The 16,411-nt window shown below is 64.9% G+C and carries 15 protein-coding genes; 6 read left to right on the top strand and 9 right to left on the bottom strand.

Annotated elements, in window-relative coordinates:
• Window positions 1–134: 134 nt before the first annotated feature.
• From ACOIX3_RS07885 to ACOIX3_RS07865, 5 genes are all read right to left on the bottom strand, one after another.
• Complete coding sequence (locus ACOIX3_RS07885; protein ID WP_420969188.1) at window positions 135–752, bottom strand: hypothetical protein; 618 nt, start codon at window positions 750–752, stop codon at window positions 135–137.
• A 217-nt stretch (window positions 753–969) separates the two neighbouring features.
• On the bottom strand, window positions 970–1,587 hold the full coding sequence (locus ACOIX3_RS07880; protein WP_420969187.1) for a hypothetical protein: 618 nt from the start codon (window positions 1,585–1,587) through the stop codon (window positions 970–972).
• Complete coding sequence (locus ACOIX3_RS07875; RefSeq protein WP_420969185.1) at window positions 1,584–1,877, bottom strand: hypothetical protein; 294 nt, start codon at window positions 1,875–1,877, stop codon at window positions 1,584–1,586. The genes ACOIX3_RS07880 and ACOIX3_RS07875 overlap by 4 nt, the downstream gene beginning before the upstream one ends.
• Window positions 1,878–2,100: 223 nt before the next feature.
• Window positions 2,101–3,753 (bottom strand): acetolactate synthase large subunit, encoded by a 1,653-nt coding sequence (locus ACOIX3_RS07870; protein ID WP_420969183.1) that lies wholly within the window; start codon window positions 3,751–3,753, stop codon window positions 2,101–2,103.
• A 78-nt stretch (window positions 3,754–3,831) separates the two neighbouring features.
• Window positions 3,832–6,492, bottom strand: a complete 2,661-nt coding sequence (locus ACOIX3_RS07865; RefSeq protein WP_420969181.1) for a M1 family metallopeptidase — start codon at window positions 6,490–6,492, stop codon at window positions 3,832–3,834.
• Between the two features lie 240 nt (window positions 6,493–6,732).
• Between ACOIX3_RS07865 and ACOIX3_RS07860 the strand changes: the two genes are divergently transcribed.
• Window positions 6,733–8,187 carry a GH1 family beta-glucosidase gene (locus ACOIX3_RS07860; protein ID WP_420969179.1) on the top strand — a complete coding sequence of 485 codons (1,455 nt, stop codon included), beginning with the start codon at window positions 6,733–6,735 and terminating at the stop codon, window positions 8,185–8,187.
• Between the two features lies 1 nt (window position 8,188).
• Here ACOIX3_RS07860 and ACOIX3_RS07855 read toward each other — a convergent pair whose 3' ends face one another.
• Window positions 8,189–9,256 carry a maleylacetate reductase gene (locus ACOIX3_RS07855; protein WP_420969177.1) on the bottom strand — a complete coding sequence of 356 codons (1,068 nt, stop codon included), beginning with the start codon at window positions 9,254–9,256 and terminating at the stop codon, window positions 8,189–8,191.
• 21 nt (window positions 9,257–9,277) lie between these two features.
• Window positions 9,278–10,258, bottom strand: coding sequence for a helix-turn-helix domain-containing protein (locus ACOIX3_RS07850; RefSeq protein ID WP_420969175.1), 981 nt, complete (start codon window positions 10,256–10,258; stop codon window positions 9,278–9,280).
• A 153-nt stretch (window positions 10,259–10,411) separates the two neighbouring features.
• Here ACOIX3_RS07850 and ACOIX3_RS07845 point away from each other — a divergent pair, with 153 nt between their 5' ends.
• On the top strand, window positions 10,412–11,137 hold the full coding sequence (locus tag ACOIX3_RS07845; RefSeq protein ID WP_420969173.1) for an alpha/beta hydrolase: 726 nt from the start codon (window positions 10,412–10,414) through the stop codon (window positions 11,135–11,137).
• Here ACOIX3_RS07845 and ACOIX3_RS07840 read toward each other — a convergent pair.
• Both ACOIX3_RS07840 and ACOIX3_RS07835 read right to left on the bottom strand, forming a co-directional pair.
• Window positions 11,134–12,627, bottom strand: a complete 1,494-nt coding sequence (locus ACOIX3_RS07840) for a flavin-containing monooxygenase (RefSeq protein WP_420969172.1) — start codon at window positions 12,625–12,627, stop codon at window positions 11,134–11,136. The genes ACOIX3_RS07845 and ACOIX3_RS07840 overlap by 4 nt on opposite strands.
• Before the next feature lie 116 nt (window positions 12,628–12,743).
• Window positions 12,744–13,193 carry a cupin domain-containing protein gene (locus ACOIX3_RS07835; RefSeq protein WP_298366857.1) on the bottom strand — a complete coding sequence of 150 codons (450 nt, stop codon included), beginning with the start codon at window positions 13,191–13,193 and terminating at the stop codon, window positions 12,744–12,746.
• A 264-nt stretch (window positions 13,194–13,457) separates the two neighbouring features.
• On the opposite strand from ACOIX3_RS07835, the gene ACOIX3_RS07830 reads away from it, so the two are divergent.
• From ACOIX3_RS07830 to ACOIX3_RS07815, 4 genes are all read left to right on the top strand, one after another.
• The gene (locus ACOIX3_RS07830; protein ID WP_420969171.1) at window positions 13,458–14,480 is read left to right on the top strand and encodes an AraC family transcriptional regulator; all 1,023 of its coding nucleotides are present in this window, start codon (window positions 13,458–13,460) and stop codon (window positions 14,478–14,480) included.
• Between the two features lie 97 nt (window positions 14,481–14,577).
• Window positions 14,578–15,444: a S1C family serine protease gene (locus ACOIX3_RS07825; RefSeq protein ID WP_420969170.1), complete on the top strand. Its 867-nt coding sequence runs from the start codon at window positions 14,578–14,580 to the stop codon at window positions 15,442–15,444.
• Window positions 15,441–15,815, top strand: coding sequence for a response regulator transcription factor (locus ACOIX3_RS07820; RefSeq protein ID WP_420969169.1), 375 nt, complete (start codon window positions 15,441–15,443; stop codon window positions 15,813–15,815). The genes ACOIX3_RS07825 and ACOIX3_RS07820 overlap by 4 nt, the downstream gene beginning before the upstream one ends.
• A 363-nt stretch (window positions 15,816–16,178) precedes the next feature.
• Window positions 16,179–16,391 (top strand): hypothetical protein, encoded by a 213-nt coding sequence (locus ACOIX3_RS07815; protein ID WP_420969168.1) that lies wholly within the window; start codon window positions 16,179–16,181, stop codon window positions 16,389–16,391.
• The last annotated feature ends 20 nt before the right edge of the window (window positions 16,392–16,411 follow it).

Below are 16,411 nucleotides of genomic sequence, written 5' to 3'. Positions count from 1 at the left end.
TGCGGCGCCGGTCGCGCATGCCGCAAACCATAGATCATCCCAGGATCTCGGCTGCTGCGAGGGTTAGAGTGGCTTGTCATGACTTACTTGGGTGTCTGCCACGTCCGCCGCCTCTGAGTTTCAAAGCCGCTCCTTCACTCACCCGCCCGCAGCGCGTTCAGCTGATCGGGAAAATTTGCGTCCAGCTCTCGCCAGAGAACACCCTCGATGAGGACTACGTTGTAGCCTCTGTATTCCTTGTTCTCATTCCGCCACGGCGTGTCGCGCCAGATCAGCGGTTCTCCTGGGACGCGCTCACGCAGCTCCCATTTGCTGAAGTCTTGCGGCAGTCCAAAAATCTCGGCCCCGTCGTCTCGCGGTCGAAACTTGTCTGTCGGCATTTCGAGCCATCGCAGCCGCTGGGCACGACCGAGGACATTTATGAAATAGTAAGCGGCGGCGAAATTCAGCCGAGCGGCGATCTTGGGTGGTGCGTGGACCGCCACAGGAATGAACTCGACCTGACCGGGCGCCCACTCTTCGATGATCACCCGCACCCGCTCGGAGAACACGATGATATCTCTCGTCGTGTGGAACATGTCGGGCAGCGGAGCCTTGGCGCCGTCAAAGGTCAGCGATTTTGGGAAATAGGGCGCTGGAATGGGTTGGTTGTTGCGTTCATATTCGCTCCAACCCTTTTCCATTTTCCACGTATCTTCATCGAGGGAAAAGATTGTGCCGTTGAAGTATGTCGGGTCAAACTTGTAGACCATGACCGGCTCTCCCTACCCGGCCTGCAAGCTGAGGCGGGCGACCGGAAACGAGGCAAATCGCCCGCATCAGCGTAAGAGACCTTGAATCTCGTCTGGCGTCGATGCCGGTCGTCGCGCGATCAAAGCCTGGCACCGGATTCCGTCCAGATCTGCTTCGGGAGTTATGACTTACTTGGATGTCCGCCACGTCCGCCCCCTGAGTTTCAAAGTCGATCGTTCACTCACCGACCCGCTGCGCATTGAGCTGGTCGGGAAAATTCGCATCAAGCTCTCGCCACAGCGCGTCCGCGATAAAGACGTTGCTGTGCGCGCTGTAGCGTTTGTTCCCGACGATCCATGCCGTGTCGCGCCAGATAAGTGGTTCGCTGGCTGCGCGTTCGCGCAATCGCCAGTTGCGAAGACCAGGGAGCAACGTTACGACCTCCGTCCCGTCTTCTTGCGGTGGAAGCGTTCGGGTCGGAATCTCCAGCCATTGCAGCCGCTGAGCGCGCCCCAGCACGTTGATGAAGTAATACGCGCTGTCGAATTTCAGTGTGGCGGCGATCGCAGGCGACGCCTGGCAGATCACAGGAATGAACTCAACCTGATCAGGCGCCCATTCCTCAAAGACTACGCGCGCCCGCTTGGAGAACACGATGATGTCTCTGGTTGTGTGAAACGTATCAGGCAGCGCGGCGCTGGCTGCGTCAAAAGTCAGCGATTTTGGAAAAAAGGACGCTGGGATGGGTTGATTCTTACCCTCAAACTCCATCCAGCCCTTGGACATCCTCTCCTTCGTCTCATCGAGATGAAAGATCGTGCCGTTCCAGTATGTGGGGTCGAACAGATAGGTCATGACCAACTCTCCCCGACCTGCAGGCTGAGGCGCGCAATCGGAAACGAGACAAGATCGCCCGCATCCGCGTGAGAGACCTTGAATCTCGCCTGACCTTCAACACCGATCGCCTCGCCGTCCCCGAGACGCTTGCCGGAACCCAGAAGACATTCCGCGGTCGAATAGGCGCGCTGAAGGATAGAGCCCGGATCGAGCCACGCGACGCATATTCGAGCTCGCGGCGCGATGCGCTTCAGCTCCGCCGCCGGTTGCCCAAACGAGAGACTCGCCGCTTTTTCAAGCAGCAGCACTGCGGTGAACTGCGCCTTCGATCGAGGCACCTGACCGATACACGAGCCACTCCCTGACCCAGCCAAAATTGAAGACCTCCGCCCTATCGCACTCCCTATTGATAGACGACCAAGGTTATTCGAACCCGCAAACGTTTTTGCAGAAAACCCTTACATTCTTGCGTTGTCTGCGAAGGTCGCAGTCGCGAATCCTCGGCCCAATTGTCTGCTGGCAGGCAATCCGCTATTCGACGTCGATCTGCCTTACCTTCTCGCGCAGCTCGTCGACCAGCACCCGCTTGTTCTCGCTATAGTCGATCGGCACCACCACGAGATGCACGCCGCCGCCGGCGAACGCCCGCTCCAGGGTCGGGACGATCGCCTCCGTGCTCTCGATCCGCGAACCCTTGGCGCCGTAACTTTCGGCGTATTTGACGAAATCCGGATTGCCGAAAGTGAGGCCGAAATCCGGGAAATTGTCGACCGCCTGCTTCCAGCGGATCATGCCGTACGCAGAATCCTCCAGGATCAGGATCACCAGATTAAGCTTGAGGCGGACCGCGGTCTCCATCTCCTGCGAGTTCATCATGAAGCCGCCGTCGCCGCAGACCGCGAGCACGCGGTTCTTCGGATAGAGCATCGCCGCCATCATCGCCGACGGCAGGCCGGCGCCCATGGTGGCGAGCGCGTTGTCGAGCAGCAGCGAGTTGGCGAGCAGCGTGCGGTAGTTGCGTGCGAACCAGATCTTGTACATGCCGTTGTCGAGCGCGACGATGCCGTCCTCGGGAATGACCTGGCGCACATCGTGCACGATGCGCTGCGGCGTCGGCGGCCAACGGCCCTCGGTGGCGCGATCGGTGATCCTCGCCAGGATGCCTTCGCGCAGGCTGAGCAGCGCGCTGGCAGACGGCAGCTTTCCCGCGACCCGGTCGGCCAGCAGTTCGAGGCTCGGCCCGACATCGCCGATCACCTCGCATTGCGGGAAGTAGACCTGCTCGACATTCGCCGCCGTGTAGCTGACATGGATCACCTGCGGCCCCTTCGGGCCCATGATGAAGGGCGGCTTCTCGATCGTATCGTGACCGATCGCGATGATCAGGTCGGCGCGGTCGATCGCCTCATGCACATAGTCGCGCTCGCTCAGCGCGGCGGTTCCCATGTACTGGTTGGTACCGCCGGATACCGTGCCCTTGCCCATCTGGGTGGTGAAGAACGGGATCTTGGTGCGCCGTACGAAGTCGCCGATCCCGGCGGTCGAGCGCGGACGCGATGCCGCCGCGCCGAGCATGATCAGCGGGCGCTGCGCCTTCAAAATCATGTCGGCAGCGCGGTCGAGCGCGGCCGCATGCGCGATCGGAATTTCGATCGGATGCGGCGGCACGATCTCGACCGGCGCGATCTCCTCGCGCGCGATATCCTCCGGCAGTTCGAGCAGCACCGGCCCCGGCCGTTCCTGCGTCGCGATCCGGAAGGCGTCGCGGACCAGCGTCGGAATGGTCGCGCCGCTGACGATCTGCAGCGACAGCTTGGTCAGCGGACGGAACGTGTTGACGATGTCGACGATCTGGAACTTGGCCTGCCGGCTGCTCAAGATGCCCTTCTGGCCCGTCAGCATCACCATCGGCATGGCGCCGAGCAGCGCATAGGCCGCGCCGGTGGTGAGGTTGAGCGCGCCCGGGCCGAGCGTCGTCATGCAGACACCGGGCTTTCCGGTCAGGCGGCCATAGGTCGCCGCCATGAACGCCGCGGCCTGCTCGTGGCGGGTCACGATCAGCTTGATCGAGGATTTGCGCAGGCTCTCGACGACGTCGAGATTCTCCTCGCCGGGAACGCCGAACACCCGTTCCACGCCCTCATTCTCGAGGGCCGCGACCAGCAAATCGGAACCTTTGACCATCTCAGCCTCGCATCGTTGATTGCATGCCGCGCACGGAGCATAGCCGCATCGCGCGCCGCCGGAAACTCCCTCGCGATCTCACGGCTTGTGCGCCCTGATCCAGCCGTCGGCGGCGGGGAGCACACGCGCGGCGAGATCGGCCGAGATCGCGATCGCTTGCAAGGAGCGCGCCACCATCACCCGCCCGCCGCGGGTGGATTGTGACGGCGCAAACGCGGCGAGCTCTGCCGCGTGGGCCTGATCGGTAAAATTAGTCATGACGTTCGGCACGAACTGGTCGCGGAAGCTCGGCCCCTGCCGGGCGAGCAGCGTATCGAAATTGGCCTGGACGAAGTCCCAGGCGAGCTGCGGATGCTCGCCCGCGGACGCAACCGCATTGATCATCCCGGTGACGATCGTGTCGGGCAATTCGCTGGTCAGCGTCAAGGCCAGCGTCGCGCGCGCCAGTTCCGTATCGCGAGCGCTGGCTGCGGCGAAATAATAGCGCAGCCGCTCATTGGTCGCCGTGCTGTTGCGGGCGAGCGCCAACAGTTTGTCATAGGTTGCCCGGTCGGCCGTGATGCCGGCGACATGGGTGACCGCATCGCGCAGCGTGGTCGGCAGCGATTTGGGATCATCGAGGAACGCCGCAAAGCGCCGCTTCGCCTCGGCGACGATGGCCGCATCACCGAGGTCGCCAAGCGTCGAGATCAGGCTCGCGCCGAGCAGCGAGGTGTCGTCGTCGCCCGAGGTGCCATCCCATCCGATCCGATCGAACACCGGGCGCAGCTTGGCGCGGGCATAGGCCTGGATCACACCCCGCTCGCTGCGGTCGCGCGACAGGCGGTTGAGCGCAGCAAATGTCGAGATCACCTGACCCCACACCGCGCGATGGTCGCCGGTATCGAGCGCGTCGAGCAGCGCGAGATAGGACGGCGCCTCGGCGCGGCCGGCCTGCACCAGCGCCCAGCTATCGGTGACGACATTGAGCCGGTCAACGACCTGCATTTGCGGGAAGGCGTTCAGCAGCGCAGCACGGTTCTTCGGACCGTACTCGACCCTGTAGTAGCCGACGTCGCCGAGATTGACCTTGATCGCGTCGCCGCAAGCGCCGGCCGGGATATCGGTACTGCCCTTCAGCAGGATCTCGTCAAACGGCTTGCCCTGCGCAGGTCCAGCCGCAACCGGGATCTGCCAGTCGTGGGCCGGCAGCGGCGGATCGTTGGCCGGCGCGACCACGAAGCGGTCCTGCCGCAACATCAAGCGCTGCGCCGTGCCATCGCAGGCCGTCTCGGCCACCACCAGCGGCACGCCATCCTGCTCGGTGAAGGAGGCGGCGATGCCGGTGATCGCCTTGCCGCCGGAAGCCTCGAGCGCCTGCCAGAGATCGGCCGTGGTGGAGTTGCTGTAGGCATGCGCGGCCATGTATTTTCGGATGCCGTCGCGGAACGCCTGCTCGCCAAGATAATTCTCGAGCATCCGGATCAGCGCCTGGCCCTTGTTGTAGGTGATGGCATCGAACGCCGTGACCGCTTCGCTGTGATCGGCGATCGGCTGCTGCACCGGATGCGAGGTGCGGCGCGCATCGAGCGCCATGGCAAACTGCTTGGCGCTGGTGCCGTTCAGCCAGCTCTGCCACTGCGGGTAGAACTGCTCCGAGGCCTTGGTCGCCATCCAGCTGGCAAAGCCCTCGTTGAGCCAGAGATTGTCCCACCACGCCATGGTGACGAGATCGCCGAACCACATATGCGCCATCTCGTGCGCGATGATGGCGAAGATGCCGCGCCGCGCGGTCTCCGCATTGGTCGCGGGATCGAACAGCAGCCGGCTCTCGAAGAATGTGATACCGCCCCAATTCTCCATCGCGCCGCCGAACCCACCGGGGACAGCGATCAAATCGAGCTTCGGCAGCGGATATTTCACGCCGAAATAGTCGTTGTAATAGGCGAGCAGTTTCACGGCGCTGTCGAGCGCAAACCGGCCCTGCCCGCTCTTGCCCTCCGTCGTCACCACGCCGACCGTGACGCCGCCGGCATCCGCCGTGATCCGCTCAAGTTCGCCGACGGTGAGCACGAACAGGTAGCTCGACATTTTCGGCGTCGGCGCGAACGTGACCTTCTTGAGATCGCCGGCGGCCGGCGCCTCGCTCGCGATGGGCATGTTGCCGACCGCGAGCAGATTGCGCGGGATCACGACGGTCAATGCGAAGCTCGCCTTGAACGACGGTTCGTCCCAGCATGGAAAGATCCGCCTTGCATCGGCCGGCTCCAGCTTGCTGGAGATCAGCCGCTTGATCCCGGTCGGGGTCGGATAGTCGACCACAAACAGCCCGGTGCCGAATTTGTTGATCTGCGCCGTGAACGCGATGCGGAGCTTGTGCCGGCCCCCCGCAACCGGCTTGGCGAAGGTCAGCGTCGCGGTCTGCGCGGCGGCGTCGGTCACGACCTCCGCGCGTTGCGCGCCGTCATCGATGGTAGCCTCGGCGAACACCGTGTTGATCGCATTCAGCGTCAGCTGCGCGGTCGCCTCGCGCACCTCGATGTCGATGGTCTCGACGCCGGGCAGAGCGAGGCTGGTGAGATCGGGCGTCAGCTCGATCGCGTAGCTCAACGGGATGACCGTCTTCGGCAGTTTTCCGGAGGTGCTGTCGAACGAAAATGTCTGCTCGGCCTGCGCGCCCGCGGCCGTCGCCAGCAGCAAGCCGATCGCCGTGGCAAGACGACGCAGCGCGATTCTGACATGGGTTGCAGGCTTGTTCATCGCGCGGCTCACAGGGATCGCTGAGATTTTCGGAGGGCATTCCGGAAGGACGTAGCAGGCAATCTAGTAGAGAACATGTCGCTACAAAACTGACAACTCCGCGACATCCGACATCGCAACGGTCCGCATCGATCGACGCGCACTCGCATCCGCCTACCGGCCCTTGTTGCTCTACGGCCGGGCGGAAGGCTAACTTGTGGCCGGCATTCCAGCCGCAACGTCCGGCCACGGGAGACAATTATGTTCGGAAAGTTCTCGCGCCGGCAGTTTGCGGGCCTTGCGGGCCTCTCGGCGCTCGGTTTGACCGGCCCTGCGGAGGCCGCGAACCACGCTCCGCGGCCGAATGGCACAAACTTTCCCGCCGGCTTCGTCTGGGGCACCGCGACCTCGTCCTACCAGGTCGAGGGTGCGGTCAATGAGGACGGCCGCGGCCCGTCGATCTGGGACACATTCACCCACACATCGGGCAAGATCGAGGACGGCTCGACCGGCGACCGCGCCAACGAGCACTACCACCGCTACAAGGACGATATCCGCCTCATCAAGGATCTCGGCGCCAGGGCCTATCGATTCTCGATTGCCTGGTCGCGGGTGTTTCCCGATGGCACCGGCACGCCGAATCCGAAGGGCCTCGACTTCTACAACCGCCTGGTCGACGAGCTGCTCGCCAACGGCATCGAGCCCTATGCCACGCTCTATCACTGGGACCTGCCGCAGGCGTTGCAGGACCGCGTCGGCGGCTGGCGCTCGCGCGACACGTCGAAGGCATTTGGCGATTACGCCGGCTACGTGGCGCAGCGGTTGACCGACCGGGTCAAGAACATCTTCACCCTCAACGAGGTCGGGCGTTTCCTCCCCTTCGGCTATGCGCTCGGCGTCGACGCGCCGGGCCTGACGCTGCCGCCGGCCGAGGTGAACCAGGCGCGCCACCATGTCGCGCTGGCGCATGGCCTCGCGGTGCAGGCGATCCGTGCCAAGGGCCGCCCTGGCACGCGGGTCGGTCCCGCCGAGAACATCACCGCCTGCGTGCCCGCGATCAACACGCCGGAGAACATCCGCGCCACCGAGATCGCGACGCGCGAGCTGAATGCAGGCTTTCTCGGCGTTGTGCTCGAAGGCAAGTACACCGAAGGCTTCCTGCAATATGCCGGCGCGGACGCGCCCAAATTCACCGCCGAAGAGCTGAAGATCATCGCGCAGCCCAACGATTTCGTCGGGCTCAACATCTACGCGCCGCACTGCTATGTCCTCGCCACCGATACTGCCCCCGGCTGGAAGCCGCTGCCGATGCCGGGCTCCTTCCCGCATATGAATTCGGATTGGCTGCGCATCGCGCCGGAGACGATCTACTGGGCGCCGCGGATTGCCGCCAAGCTCTGGAACATCAAAAGCATCTACATCAGCGAGAACGGCACCTCCGGCGAGGACAAGGTGCATCAGGATGGGCAGATTTACGACCTCGACCGCATCATGTTCCTGCGCAACTACCTCGCTCAATTGCAGCGCGCGACCGCCGACGGCGTCCCGGTCCACGGCTATTTCCTGTGGAGCCTGATGGACAATTTCGAATGGATCTTCGGCTATGCGAAACGCTTCGGCCTCTATCGCGTGGATTTCGAGACCCAGGCGCGCGTGCCGAAACTGAGCGCGGCATTCTATCGCGACGTGATCGCGCGCAACGCCATCGGCGTGTGATCTATCCGGCCTGCGGCCGCGCGCCCGACCACGCGCGCCGCAACAGGTCGCCGATCGCGCGCTCCTCGATCGGCCGCGGATTCCAGTAAGGATTTTTGGTGGCGAGTGCAGCCGCCTTTGCGATGCCGTCTTCAGGCATGCCGATCTCGGCGAGCGAACGCGGCGCGCCGAGCCTTTCCGACAAATCGAACAGGCCATCGGCCGCATCAACAACCCGGAGCGCCCGCGCGGCGCGACCGATCGCCTCGCGGGCCGCCGGCGTGTTATAGGCGATGGTGTGCGGCAGCAGCACCGCATGGGTTTCAGCATGCGGCAGGTCGAACAGCGCGCCGACGGTGTGGCAGAGCTTGTGATGCAGCGCCATACCGACGGTGCCGAGACAGACCGCGCATAGCCACGCGCCATACAACGCGTCGGACCGCGCGTCGAGATCGCGCGGCCGCGCGATCACCTCCGGCAGCGAGGACGCGAGTTTCGCAATCGCCTCTTCCGCCATCAGCGAGGTGATCGGATTGCCGTCCCGCGCATAGAGCGCCTCGGCCGCATGCGCGACCGCGTTGAGGCCTGATATCGCCGAGAACTTTGCCGGCATCGAGATCGTCAGGTTGACGTCGTAGATCACGGCCTCGGGCAATATCTTGGGCGAGGATTGCGTGGTCTTGACGCCGTCGACGGTCTCGCCGAGCACCGGCGTCATCTCGGAGCCGGCATAACTGGTCGGCACGATCAGTTGCGGCAGGTCGGTGCGCAGCGCAATCGCCTTGCTGAGACCGGTCGCGGCACCCGCGCCGATCGCAACCATGCCGTCGGGCTTCAACTCGCCGACCGTCTGCATCGCACGTTCGGTGACCGCGACCGGGGTGTGCACAACAGCGCCGTCGAAGGCGCCAGCCATGCGGCCGCCGGTCAACCCTCGGAGATCGCCGAGCTCGGCCTGCTGCCGCCGGCTTGCGAGCACCAGCGCGCGGCTGACGCCGAGGCGGTCGAGCTCGTTCGCCAGCTGTGCGACCGTGCCGGTCCCGAACACGACCCGCATCGGGCTGACTTGATAGGTGAACGGCTGTGGCATGATGAGTTCCAAAAGCGCTGGTCAGCCGCGGCGCCAGTCGCGCGGCGTGCAGCCGAAGCGATGCCTGAAGCGCCGGGTGAAATGCGACAGGTCGGAAAAACCCCAGTCGAAGGCGATGTCGCCGATGGCGCGCCCGGCGATCGCGGTATCCCTGAGGTCGCGCGCGGCGCCATCGAGGCGATGGTCCATCACATAGCTGGCGAATGTGGTGCCGGCGCGCTCGAACAGTTTGTGGACGTAACGCTCGCTGATGCCGATTCCGGCGGCGATGGCGGCCACGCCCAGCCCTGGCTCGCGCAGCCTGCGGTCCACGGCACGGCGCAGCGCGAGCCAGGTTGCATCTGCAAGACCCGCGCTCTCGGCAACACCCGCGCGACCGGTCCGCGACAGGCTGAGCGCGACCAGATCGAGCAGCACGCCGAACAGCCGGGCGTTGTCTGCGTCCGAGGCGCGAAGCGCCGACGTATTCAGGACCTGCGCAGTCTCAGCGATGAGATGGCCGACGAACGGATCATCGGACACCCGTGCCGGCGCGACCTCGGGCGCCGACGGCAGCCGTTCGTCAAGGGCTTCCGCCGGCACCCAGAACGATGCGACCTGCAGCGTGGGGCCGCGGTCGTGCAGCAGCGAGAAGCGCTGCCCGCTGTCGAAAATTCCGACCTGTCCGGGCGACAGGCTGATCTCACGCCCCGCCTGCTGGATGCGGCAGCGGCCGGCGAGCTTGAGATTGAGGTAGTAGCAGCGCCGGCTTGACGCGGCGATATCGGCGACCGAGCGCCGCACGACGTGTTCCGGGAAACTGACCCGGTTGACCGCGCCGTCGCCGAGCCCAACGGTCTCGACCCGGGCCAGGAAGCCCGGCGTCGTCGGCGGCTCCGGCGTCAGGTTCATGAAGGCCTGGCAGATCGCCTCCCGATAATAGGCGAACTGCTCGCCCGGCCTGGTGTCCGCGGTATTCCAGCTCAGCCTGCGCGAGCGATCCGCGGCGGCGATTTGCTGCATCAGTTCACTCCGAGCCCAGTCCGGTTCGGTTACAGCCAAGCGCGTTCCTTAGCCCCGGGTCAATATCCATCAGGAACCACATGACGTCGGCGCGTATCCGCGGACGCCCGAACCGCGCAGTCGATCTGACCAAACCACACAGGGAGGTACAACATGTCGACCTATGTTCTCGTCCATGGCGCCTGGCATACCGGCGCCGAGTTCGAACCGGTTGCGGCTGCCATCCGCAAGGCCGGCCACGTCGTCCACACCCCGACCATCAAGGGCAACCGGCCCGGCGACGGCAAGGATACTGGTCTTGCCGAGGCCATCCAGTCGATCGTGGATTATCTCGCCGAGCACAATCTGAATGACATCGTGCTGGTCGGCCACAGCTACGGCGGCATGGTCATCACGGGTGTTGCCGACGCCGCCGCCAACCGCATCCGCCGGCTGGTGTACTGGAATGCGTTCGTGCCGAACAATGGCGAGAGCCTCAACGACATGGTGCCGCCGCACTATGTCGGCCTGTTCGATGCCATCTATGCCGAGCGCGGCGACGGCTCGGTGGTGCTGCCGTTCCCGATCTGGCGCGAGGCGTTCATCAACGACGCCGACCTCGAGACGGCGCAGCGAGCCTATGACAAGCTCAACCCGCACCCGCTGAAGACCTTCCAGGACAAGATCGCCCTGCGGACCAATCCGGCCGAGATGCCGATCGCAAAGTCCTACGTCAACTGCACCGAGGACACCGCGATGCCGCACAGCCTGCCCTGGCATCCGCGGCTGTCGGAGAAGCTCGGGCTGTTCCGCCTGGTCCAGGTGCCGGGCAGCCACGAGCTCTGCTTCTCCAATCCCGAGCGCCTGGCGCAAGCCTTCGTCGATGCCGGCCGTGATTAGGCCACGGCCTCATACGTGGGCGCGGTCGCCAGGAAGCGTGCATAGGCGTCCGCGTCCGGCGGCGTGAACTTTTCGACGAGCGGGTTGCGGCGCGACGCCTTGGTGCCGATGTCCGCCAACAGCTCGTCGAAATGCTTGAAGTGATACGGCGCGACGCACAGCCCGCCATAGACCCCCGCCGCCGGACGCTCGACGCGCTTGAAGTTCAGCATCATCGCGATGTTGTCGTGCATCTCCGCCGCGCTCGGCTGCCGCGCGAGCTGCCCATCGGCATAACGCACCAGCCAGTTCGCGGCGAGATCCGCACACAGCACGGTGCAGAAGCTCGAATTGAACCCGACAAAGCCCATGTCGGGCAGGTCAGGGTTGGCGATCAGCCGATAGAGCCGGTACTGCCCGTCGGGCTCGACCAGCTTGTTCTGATACGCCTTAGGGAGGAACGGCACACCGAGCTTGTAGCCGATCGCGAGCACCGCGACGTCGGCCGCGACGCGCTGACCGCCGCTCATCACGATGGTCTTGCCGTCATAATGGTCGAAGGTGCCCTGCACCGCCTTGATACGGCCGTCGGCAACCATCGGGTAGAAGCCGGGGGTCGCGATCGGCACCGAGCAGTTGACGCCGTCCTCGATCCGCTCCTTCGGCACCATGCCGCATTGCTTCAGCTTGAGCTGCATCTTCAGCATGCTCTCGAGCCCGCGCCAGTTCGCCCAGACGAACGGCTTTGCCACGACATGGGCGAGGCGTGCCATCGGCCCGATGCCCCAGCTCGCGAACATCTGCTCTTGCGCGCGGATGTAGAGGATGCGCTTGAAGTTGACGAGACCGCCGACGAAATAGGGAATCCGCCAGACCGGCTCGCGAAACACGATGGTGACCTCGCTGGCGCCGGAATTGACCGCATTCACCGAAATGTCGGTCGCCGATTTTGAACCGCCGAGCACGACCACCTTGCGGCCCTTGGCAAGATCAGGATCGCTGTATTGCGACGAGTGCAGGATCTGGCCGCCCTGCGCCTTGAAGCCGTCCTCGCCGGCCAGCGGCAGCGTCTGCGGTTCGTTGAATTGCCCGGTGCAGACGGCGACGAAGTCGAAGTCCTCATGCCCAGTGGCGCCGTCGGTCGAGCGCAGTTCGAGCGTCCAGCCCGGCCTGCCGTCGGCGCGGCGCGTCATGCCCTCGACCCTGGTGTCGAAGCGCATCGCACCGTCGAGCCCGTGGCTGCGGGCATAGTCGCGCAAATAGGCATGGACCTGCGGACCCTTCGGCCATTCCGGATAGGACTCCGGCATCGCCTTGTCGGTGTAGCGATAGAGCTCCTTCGGGCTCTGGGTCTGGACGTCGGGATAGGAGCGCGCCGGCTCCCAGACCCCGCCGAGATCGCCGCTGCGCTCGATGATGGTCACCTTGTGACCGCGACAGGCAAAGGCCTTGCCGGCGGCGAGCCCGGAAATGCCGGCGCCGATGACGCACACATGCTTCTGCTTGACCATGAAACGTCTCCGCGATGAATGAACAGGCCATTTCCCTAAGCGCACGCGTTCCCGTCATCGCCCGAGCCAACTCCGGCGATCGCTGTCTCGGGTGCGCTGTCTGTATGCTCGCCGGCCTACTCGTTGGCTTCCGGCGGCAGGAAGTCCACCTCGTGCTCGGCGGAAATGCGCACCACCTCGACCGGGTCCTGCAGATTGTGCAGCTTGTCGAACAGCGCCTCGAGCTTCTGCATCGGCGACACCCAGAACAGCGCCCGCGCCGGCTTGTCGGACTTGTTGAAATAGCCGTGCGGAATGCCGCGCGGCATGCGCACGAGATCCCCGGCCTTGGCCTGCACCCAGACGCCGTCGAGCTTGAGGTCGAGCACGCCCTCCTGCACCAGGATGAATTCGTCCTGGGTCGGGTGGACGTGCACCGGCACGAACTGGCCGGGATCGCTGTTGGTCTCGAACGCGAAGGTCGAGTCGGTGACCGCCTTCGGATAGTAGACCTGGCCCAGGATATTCCAGGTCTTGCCGCCGTAGCCGGTGCCGGTTCGGGTAATGCCTTTTTCGAGCGTGCCCATGTCAGCCTCTCCAGTTTTGGATGCGTATTGCCGACACGGAGCCTGTCGTCAGCCGGTGAGGCTGTCTAGCCGATAAACGAATCCGCAGCCGGCGCGATCATGCTGCAATGCGGGAGCGTCGAGGCCTACGGCGTGTGGCCAATGCCGCCGCATCCACCTGCGCGCCGATCGGGCAGATTGCGCGACGAAACGGCGTTCCCCTTTGCCGGCGGATGCACTAGGCTGCACGATGTTTTAGACCTCAAACAACTCCGGACGGCCGGCGTGACAGCTGTTGGCAACGAGGTTTCGGCAAGGGCAAGTTCGGTAAGGCTCAAGGATTTCGCGCGCGTCGCGACGGCGCGTGTCGACGACGCGGCTGAAGCGATCGGCCGCATCTTCTGTCCGCACGATCTGACGCCGGTCGATCATTCAGAGCGCGATTTCTCCGCGCACCATAATTGTGCAGGGTTCGACGGGTTCTCCGTCAACTATGTCGCCTATGGCGGATCGGTCGCGATCAACCCCGGCTGCCTCGACCGCTTCTTCCTGTTGCAGATGCCGCTGTCGGGCTCGGCGGCGGTGCGGATCGCCGCGCGCGAGCTCACCACCGGACCACGACACTGTGCCTCGCTGCTGTCGCCGACGATTCCGACCGAAATGACCTGGCGCGACGACTGCGCCCAGCTCATCCTGCTGCTCGACCGCAAGCTGGTCGAGCATCGCGCCGCAGCGCTTGGCGGCGTGGCGGTCCGACCGGTCGAGTTCGATCCGGCCGTCGCACTGAGCGGACCACTCGGGCAGGCGCTCTCGGCCAGGATCGAGCAACTCGTGACGACCGCCGAGCAGCTCGGGCCGCACAAATCCTTATCAGCGGTGGCGGCGGCCAATTGGCGCGAGTCGTTCCTCAACGTCTTGCTTAACGGGCAGCGGCACAGCCTGAGTTCGGCGATCGACGTCTTCAACGGCCGTGCTGAGGCCCAGCCCGCGGCGCTGAAGCGCGTGCGGGCCTATCTCGAGACCCGCGCGACCGAGCCGCTGGATCTCGCCGAGCTTGCGGAGATCGCAGGCACCGGCGTCCGCGCGCTGCAACTCGGCTTCCGCCGTCACTTCGGCACCACCGTGTCCGAGATGCTGCTCGACATCCGCCTCGCCCATCTCAACGCCCGTCTCAAGACGGCGCGGCCGGGCGAACGCATCGTCGATATTGCATTCGACCTCGGCTTTACCCATCTGAGCCGGATGGCGAGCGCCTACCGCGCCAAGTTCGGCGAGAGCCCGAAGGCGACGCTGCATCGGCTGAGCTGAGCGGCGGTTCCGATCGGCGGGGCCACGTCCTGCCCATCCGGCCAGTTTCGCCTTTAGCCGCAACATCCCAGATTGGGGGAAGCCAACGGAGTTTCCCATGACCGAACCGACCAGCCTCGCCTCGCTGTCATCAGCCCTTTCCGACACCATCGCGCGCGCTGCGCCCGCGATCGTCTCCGTGCATTCGCATCGCGCGCGCGCCTCCGGCTTCGTCTGGAAGACCGGCCTGATCGTCACCGCCGACGAAGCGCTCGCCGACGAGGGCGAGATCGAGATCCAGTTTGCCGACGGCAGCCGCCGACAGGCGACCGTCGCCGGACGCGACCACACCACCGACATCGCGCTGCTGCGCGTCGATGGCGATGTCGCGCCGATCAAGCTGTCGACCGAAATCCCCTCGCTCGGATCGCTCGCGGTGATCGTCGCGGCCGACCGCGGCGCGCCGATCGCGCGGCTCGGCATGGTCTCGAGGTCGGGCGCTGCCTGGCGCAGCCTGCGCGGCGGCGAGATCGATGCAAGGATCGAGCTCGACGTCCGGCTGCGGCACAGCCAGCAGGGCGGATTGGCGCTGAATGCCGCGGGCGTGCCGTTCGGCATGGCGGTGCTCGGCCCGCGCCGCGTGCTGACGATCCCTGCCTCGACCATCGAGCGGGTCGCAGCCCAGCTCGAGAAGAGCGGCCGCATCGCGCGCGGATATCTCGGCGTCGGGCTGCAGCCGGTCCGCCTCGACGACGGCCTCGGTGCGATGGTGATGAATGTCGATAGGGCCGGTCCGTCAGCTGCCGCCGGCATCCGCCAGGGCGACGTGATCATTGCCGTCAACGGCGAGAAGCTGTCCGGCGTGCGGGCGCTGTCGCGCGGCCTCGGGCCGCAGAGCGTCGGCACCGTCGTCGAGCTCACCGTGCATCGCGGCGGCGAGCCGTTGAACTTCAAGGTGACGGTCGGCGAAAGGCCCGAGACGTGAGCAGTGAGCCCACTTCCGACATCGTCATCGCACTCGAGGTCGACGACCCCGCCCTCGCCGACCGGCTGGCGACATTGCTCGGCAGCGTCGCCGGCCTGCGGCTTGCCGCGCCGGGCGAACAGGCGACGGCGACGATCGTCGCACGCAACCGCGAGGCCGCAGGCGGCGGCGACTTCGAGTTGACGCCGCGCGAACTCGACGTGCTGGCGCTGCTGGCCGAAGGCGCATCCAACAAGATGATCGCGCAGCGGCTCGGGATTTCCGTCCACACCGCCAAGTTTCACGTCGGCTCCCTGCTCGACAAGCTCGACGCCACCGGCCGCACCGACGCGGTCGCGCATGCGGCGCGGCGCGGGGTGATCAATTTGTGAGGGTAGAGACACGGCGCTGATGCTGGTGGATCGGGACCTATCCCTCCGTCGTCCCTGCGAAAGCAGGGACCCATACTCCGCGGCCGTCGTTGTCGAGAGGGACTCGTCGTTCCGACATTCGTCCACAATAGCCATTCGTGGTTATGGGTCCCTGCTTTCGCAGGGACGACACCGAGTGTGTGACACGGCTATCATGCAGCGACATTCTCGCGACATGACTTGCCCGAGCTTTGCTCTTCGTCCCGCCGCTCTTTGCGAAAATTCCGTGACGCGGGCGCTTAGACCAATTGTGTAGGTAGTCGTCCGGATACAGACGTCTCCTCGATCTGGTTATGCAATCTTCAGCCAACAAAAAGAAACGGCATGAAGAAGCTGATCGATCGTCATCGGGACATTCAATACACGCTCACCAACATCGAACCCGACCTCTGGAGCTGGTCATTCGAAATCAACGGCAAGATCAGGCAGGGCACCACGCGCGCGCGGCTCGGCCTGCTGGCGCAGCGGCGGGTCTGCACGCTGATCGATCGCGAATTGAAAAGCGCGGAACGCGACAAGCCGAAGAAGTCTGACTAGGCCACCCGCGTCCCAGCCCT

The sequence above is a fragment of the Bradyrhizobium sp. B120 genome (genome assembly GCF_049075665.1).
Lineage (GTDB): Bacteria > Pseudomonadota > Alphaproteobacteria > Rhizobiales > Xanthobacteraceae > Bradyrhizobium.
Note: the sequence above shows the minus strand (reverse complement) of the source record. Positions and strands in the feature narration are given on the sequence as shown.

Coding starts and splice junctions, on each gene's coding strand:
- ACOIX3_RS07855 (WP_420969177.1), bottom strand. CDS start 9,256: ATGCCACAGCCGTTCACCTATCAAGTCAGCCCGATGCGGGTCGTGTTC.
- ACOIX3_RS07885 (WP_420969188.1), bottom strand. CDS start 752: ATGGTCTACAAGTTTGACCCGACATACTTCAACGGCACAATCTTTTCC.
- ACOIX3_RS07870 (WP_420969183.1), bottom strand. CDS start 3,753: ATGGTCAAAGGTTCCGATTTGCTGGTCGCGGCCCTCGAGAATGAGGGC.
- ACOIX3_RS07860 (WP_420969179.1), top strand. CDS start 6,733: ATGTTCGGAAAGTTCTCGCGCCGGCAGTTTGCGGGCCTTGCGGGCCTC.
- ACOIX3_RS07840 (WP_420969172.1), bottom strand. CDS start 12,627: ATGGTCAAGCAGAAGCATGTGTGCGTCATCGGCGCCGGCATTTCCGGG.
- ACOIX3_RS07845 (WP_420969173.1), top strand. CDS start 10,412: ATGTCGACCTATGTTCTCGTCCATGGCGCCTGGCATACCGGCGCCGAG.
- ACOIX3_RS07865 (WP_420969181.1), bottom strand. CDS start 6,492: ATGAACAAGCCTGCAACCCATGTCAGAATCGCGCTGCGTCGTCTTGCC.
- ACOIX3_RS07850 (WP_420969175.1), bottom strand. CDS start 10,258: ATGCAGCAAATCGCCGCCGCGGATCGCTCGCGCAGGCTGAGCTGGAAT.
- ACOIX3_RS07880 (WP_420969187.1), bottom strand. CDS start 1,587: ATGACCTATCTGTTCGACCCCACATACTGGAACGGCACGATCTTTCAT.
- ACOIX3_RS07825 (WP_420969170.1), top strand. CDS start 14,578: ATGACCGAACCGACCAGCCTCGCCTCGCTGTCATCAGCCCTTTCCGAC.
- ACOIX3_RS07835 (WP_298366857.1), bottom strand. CDS start 13,193: ATGGGCACGCTCGAAAAAGGCATTACCCGAACCGGCACCGGCTACGGC.
- ACOIX3_RS07815 (WP_420969168.1), top strand. CDS start 16,179: ATGAAGAAGCTGATCGATCGTCATCGGGACATTCAATACACGCTCACC.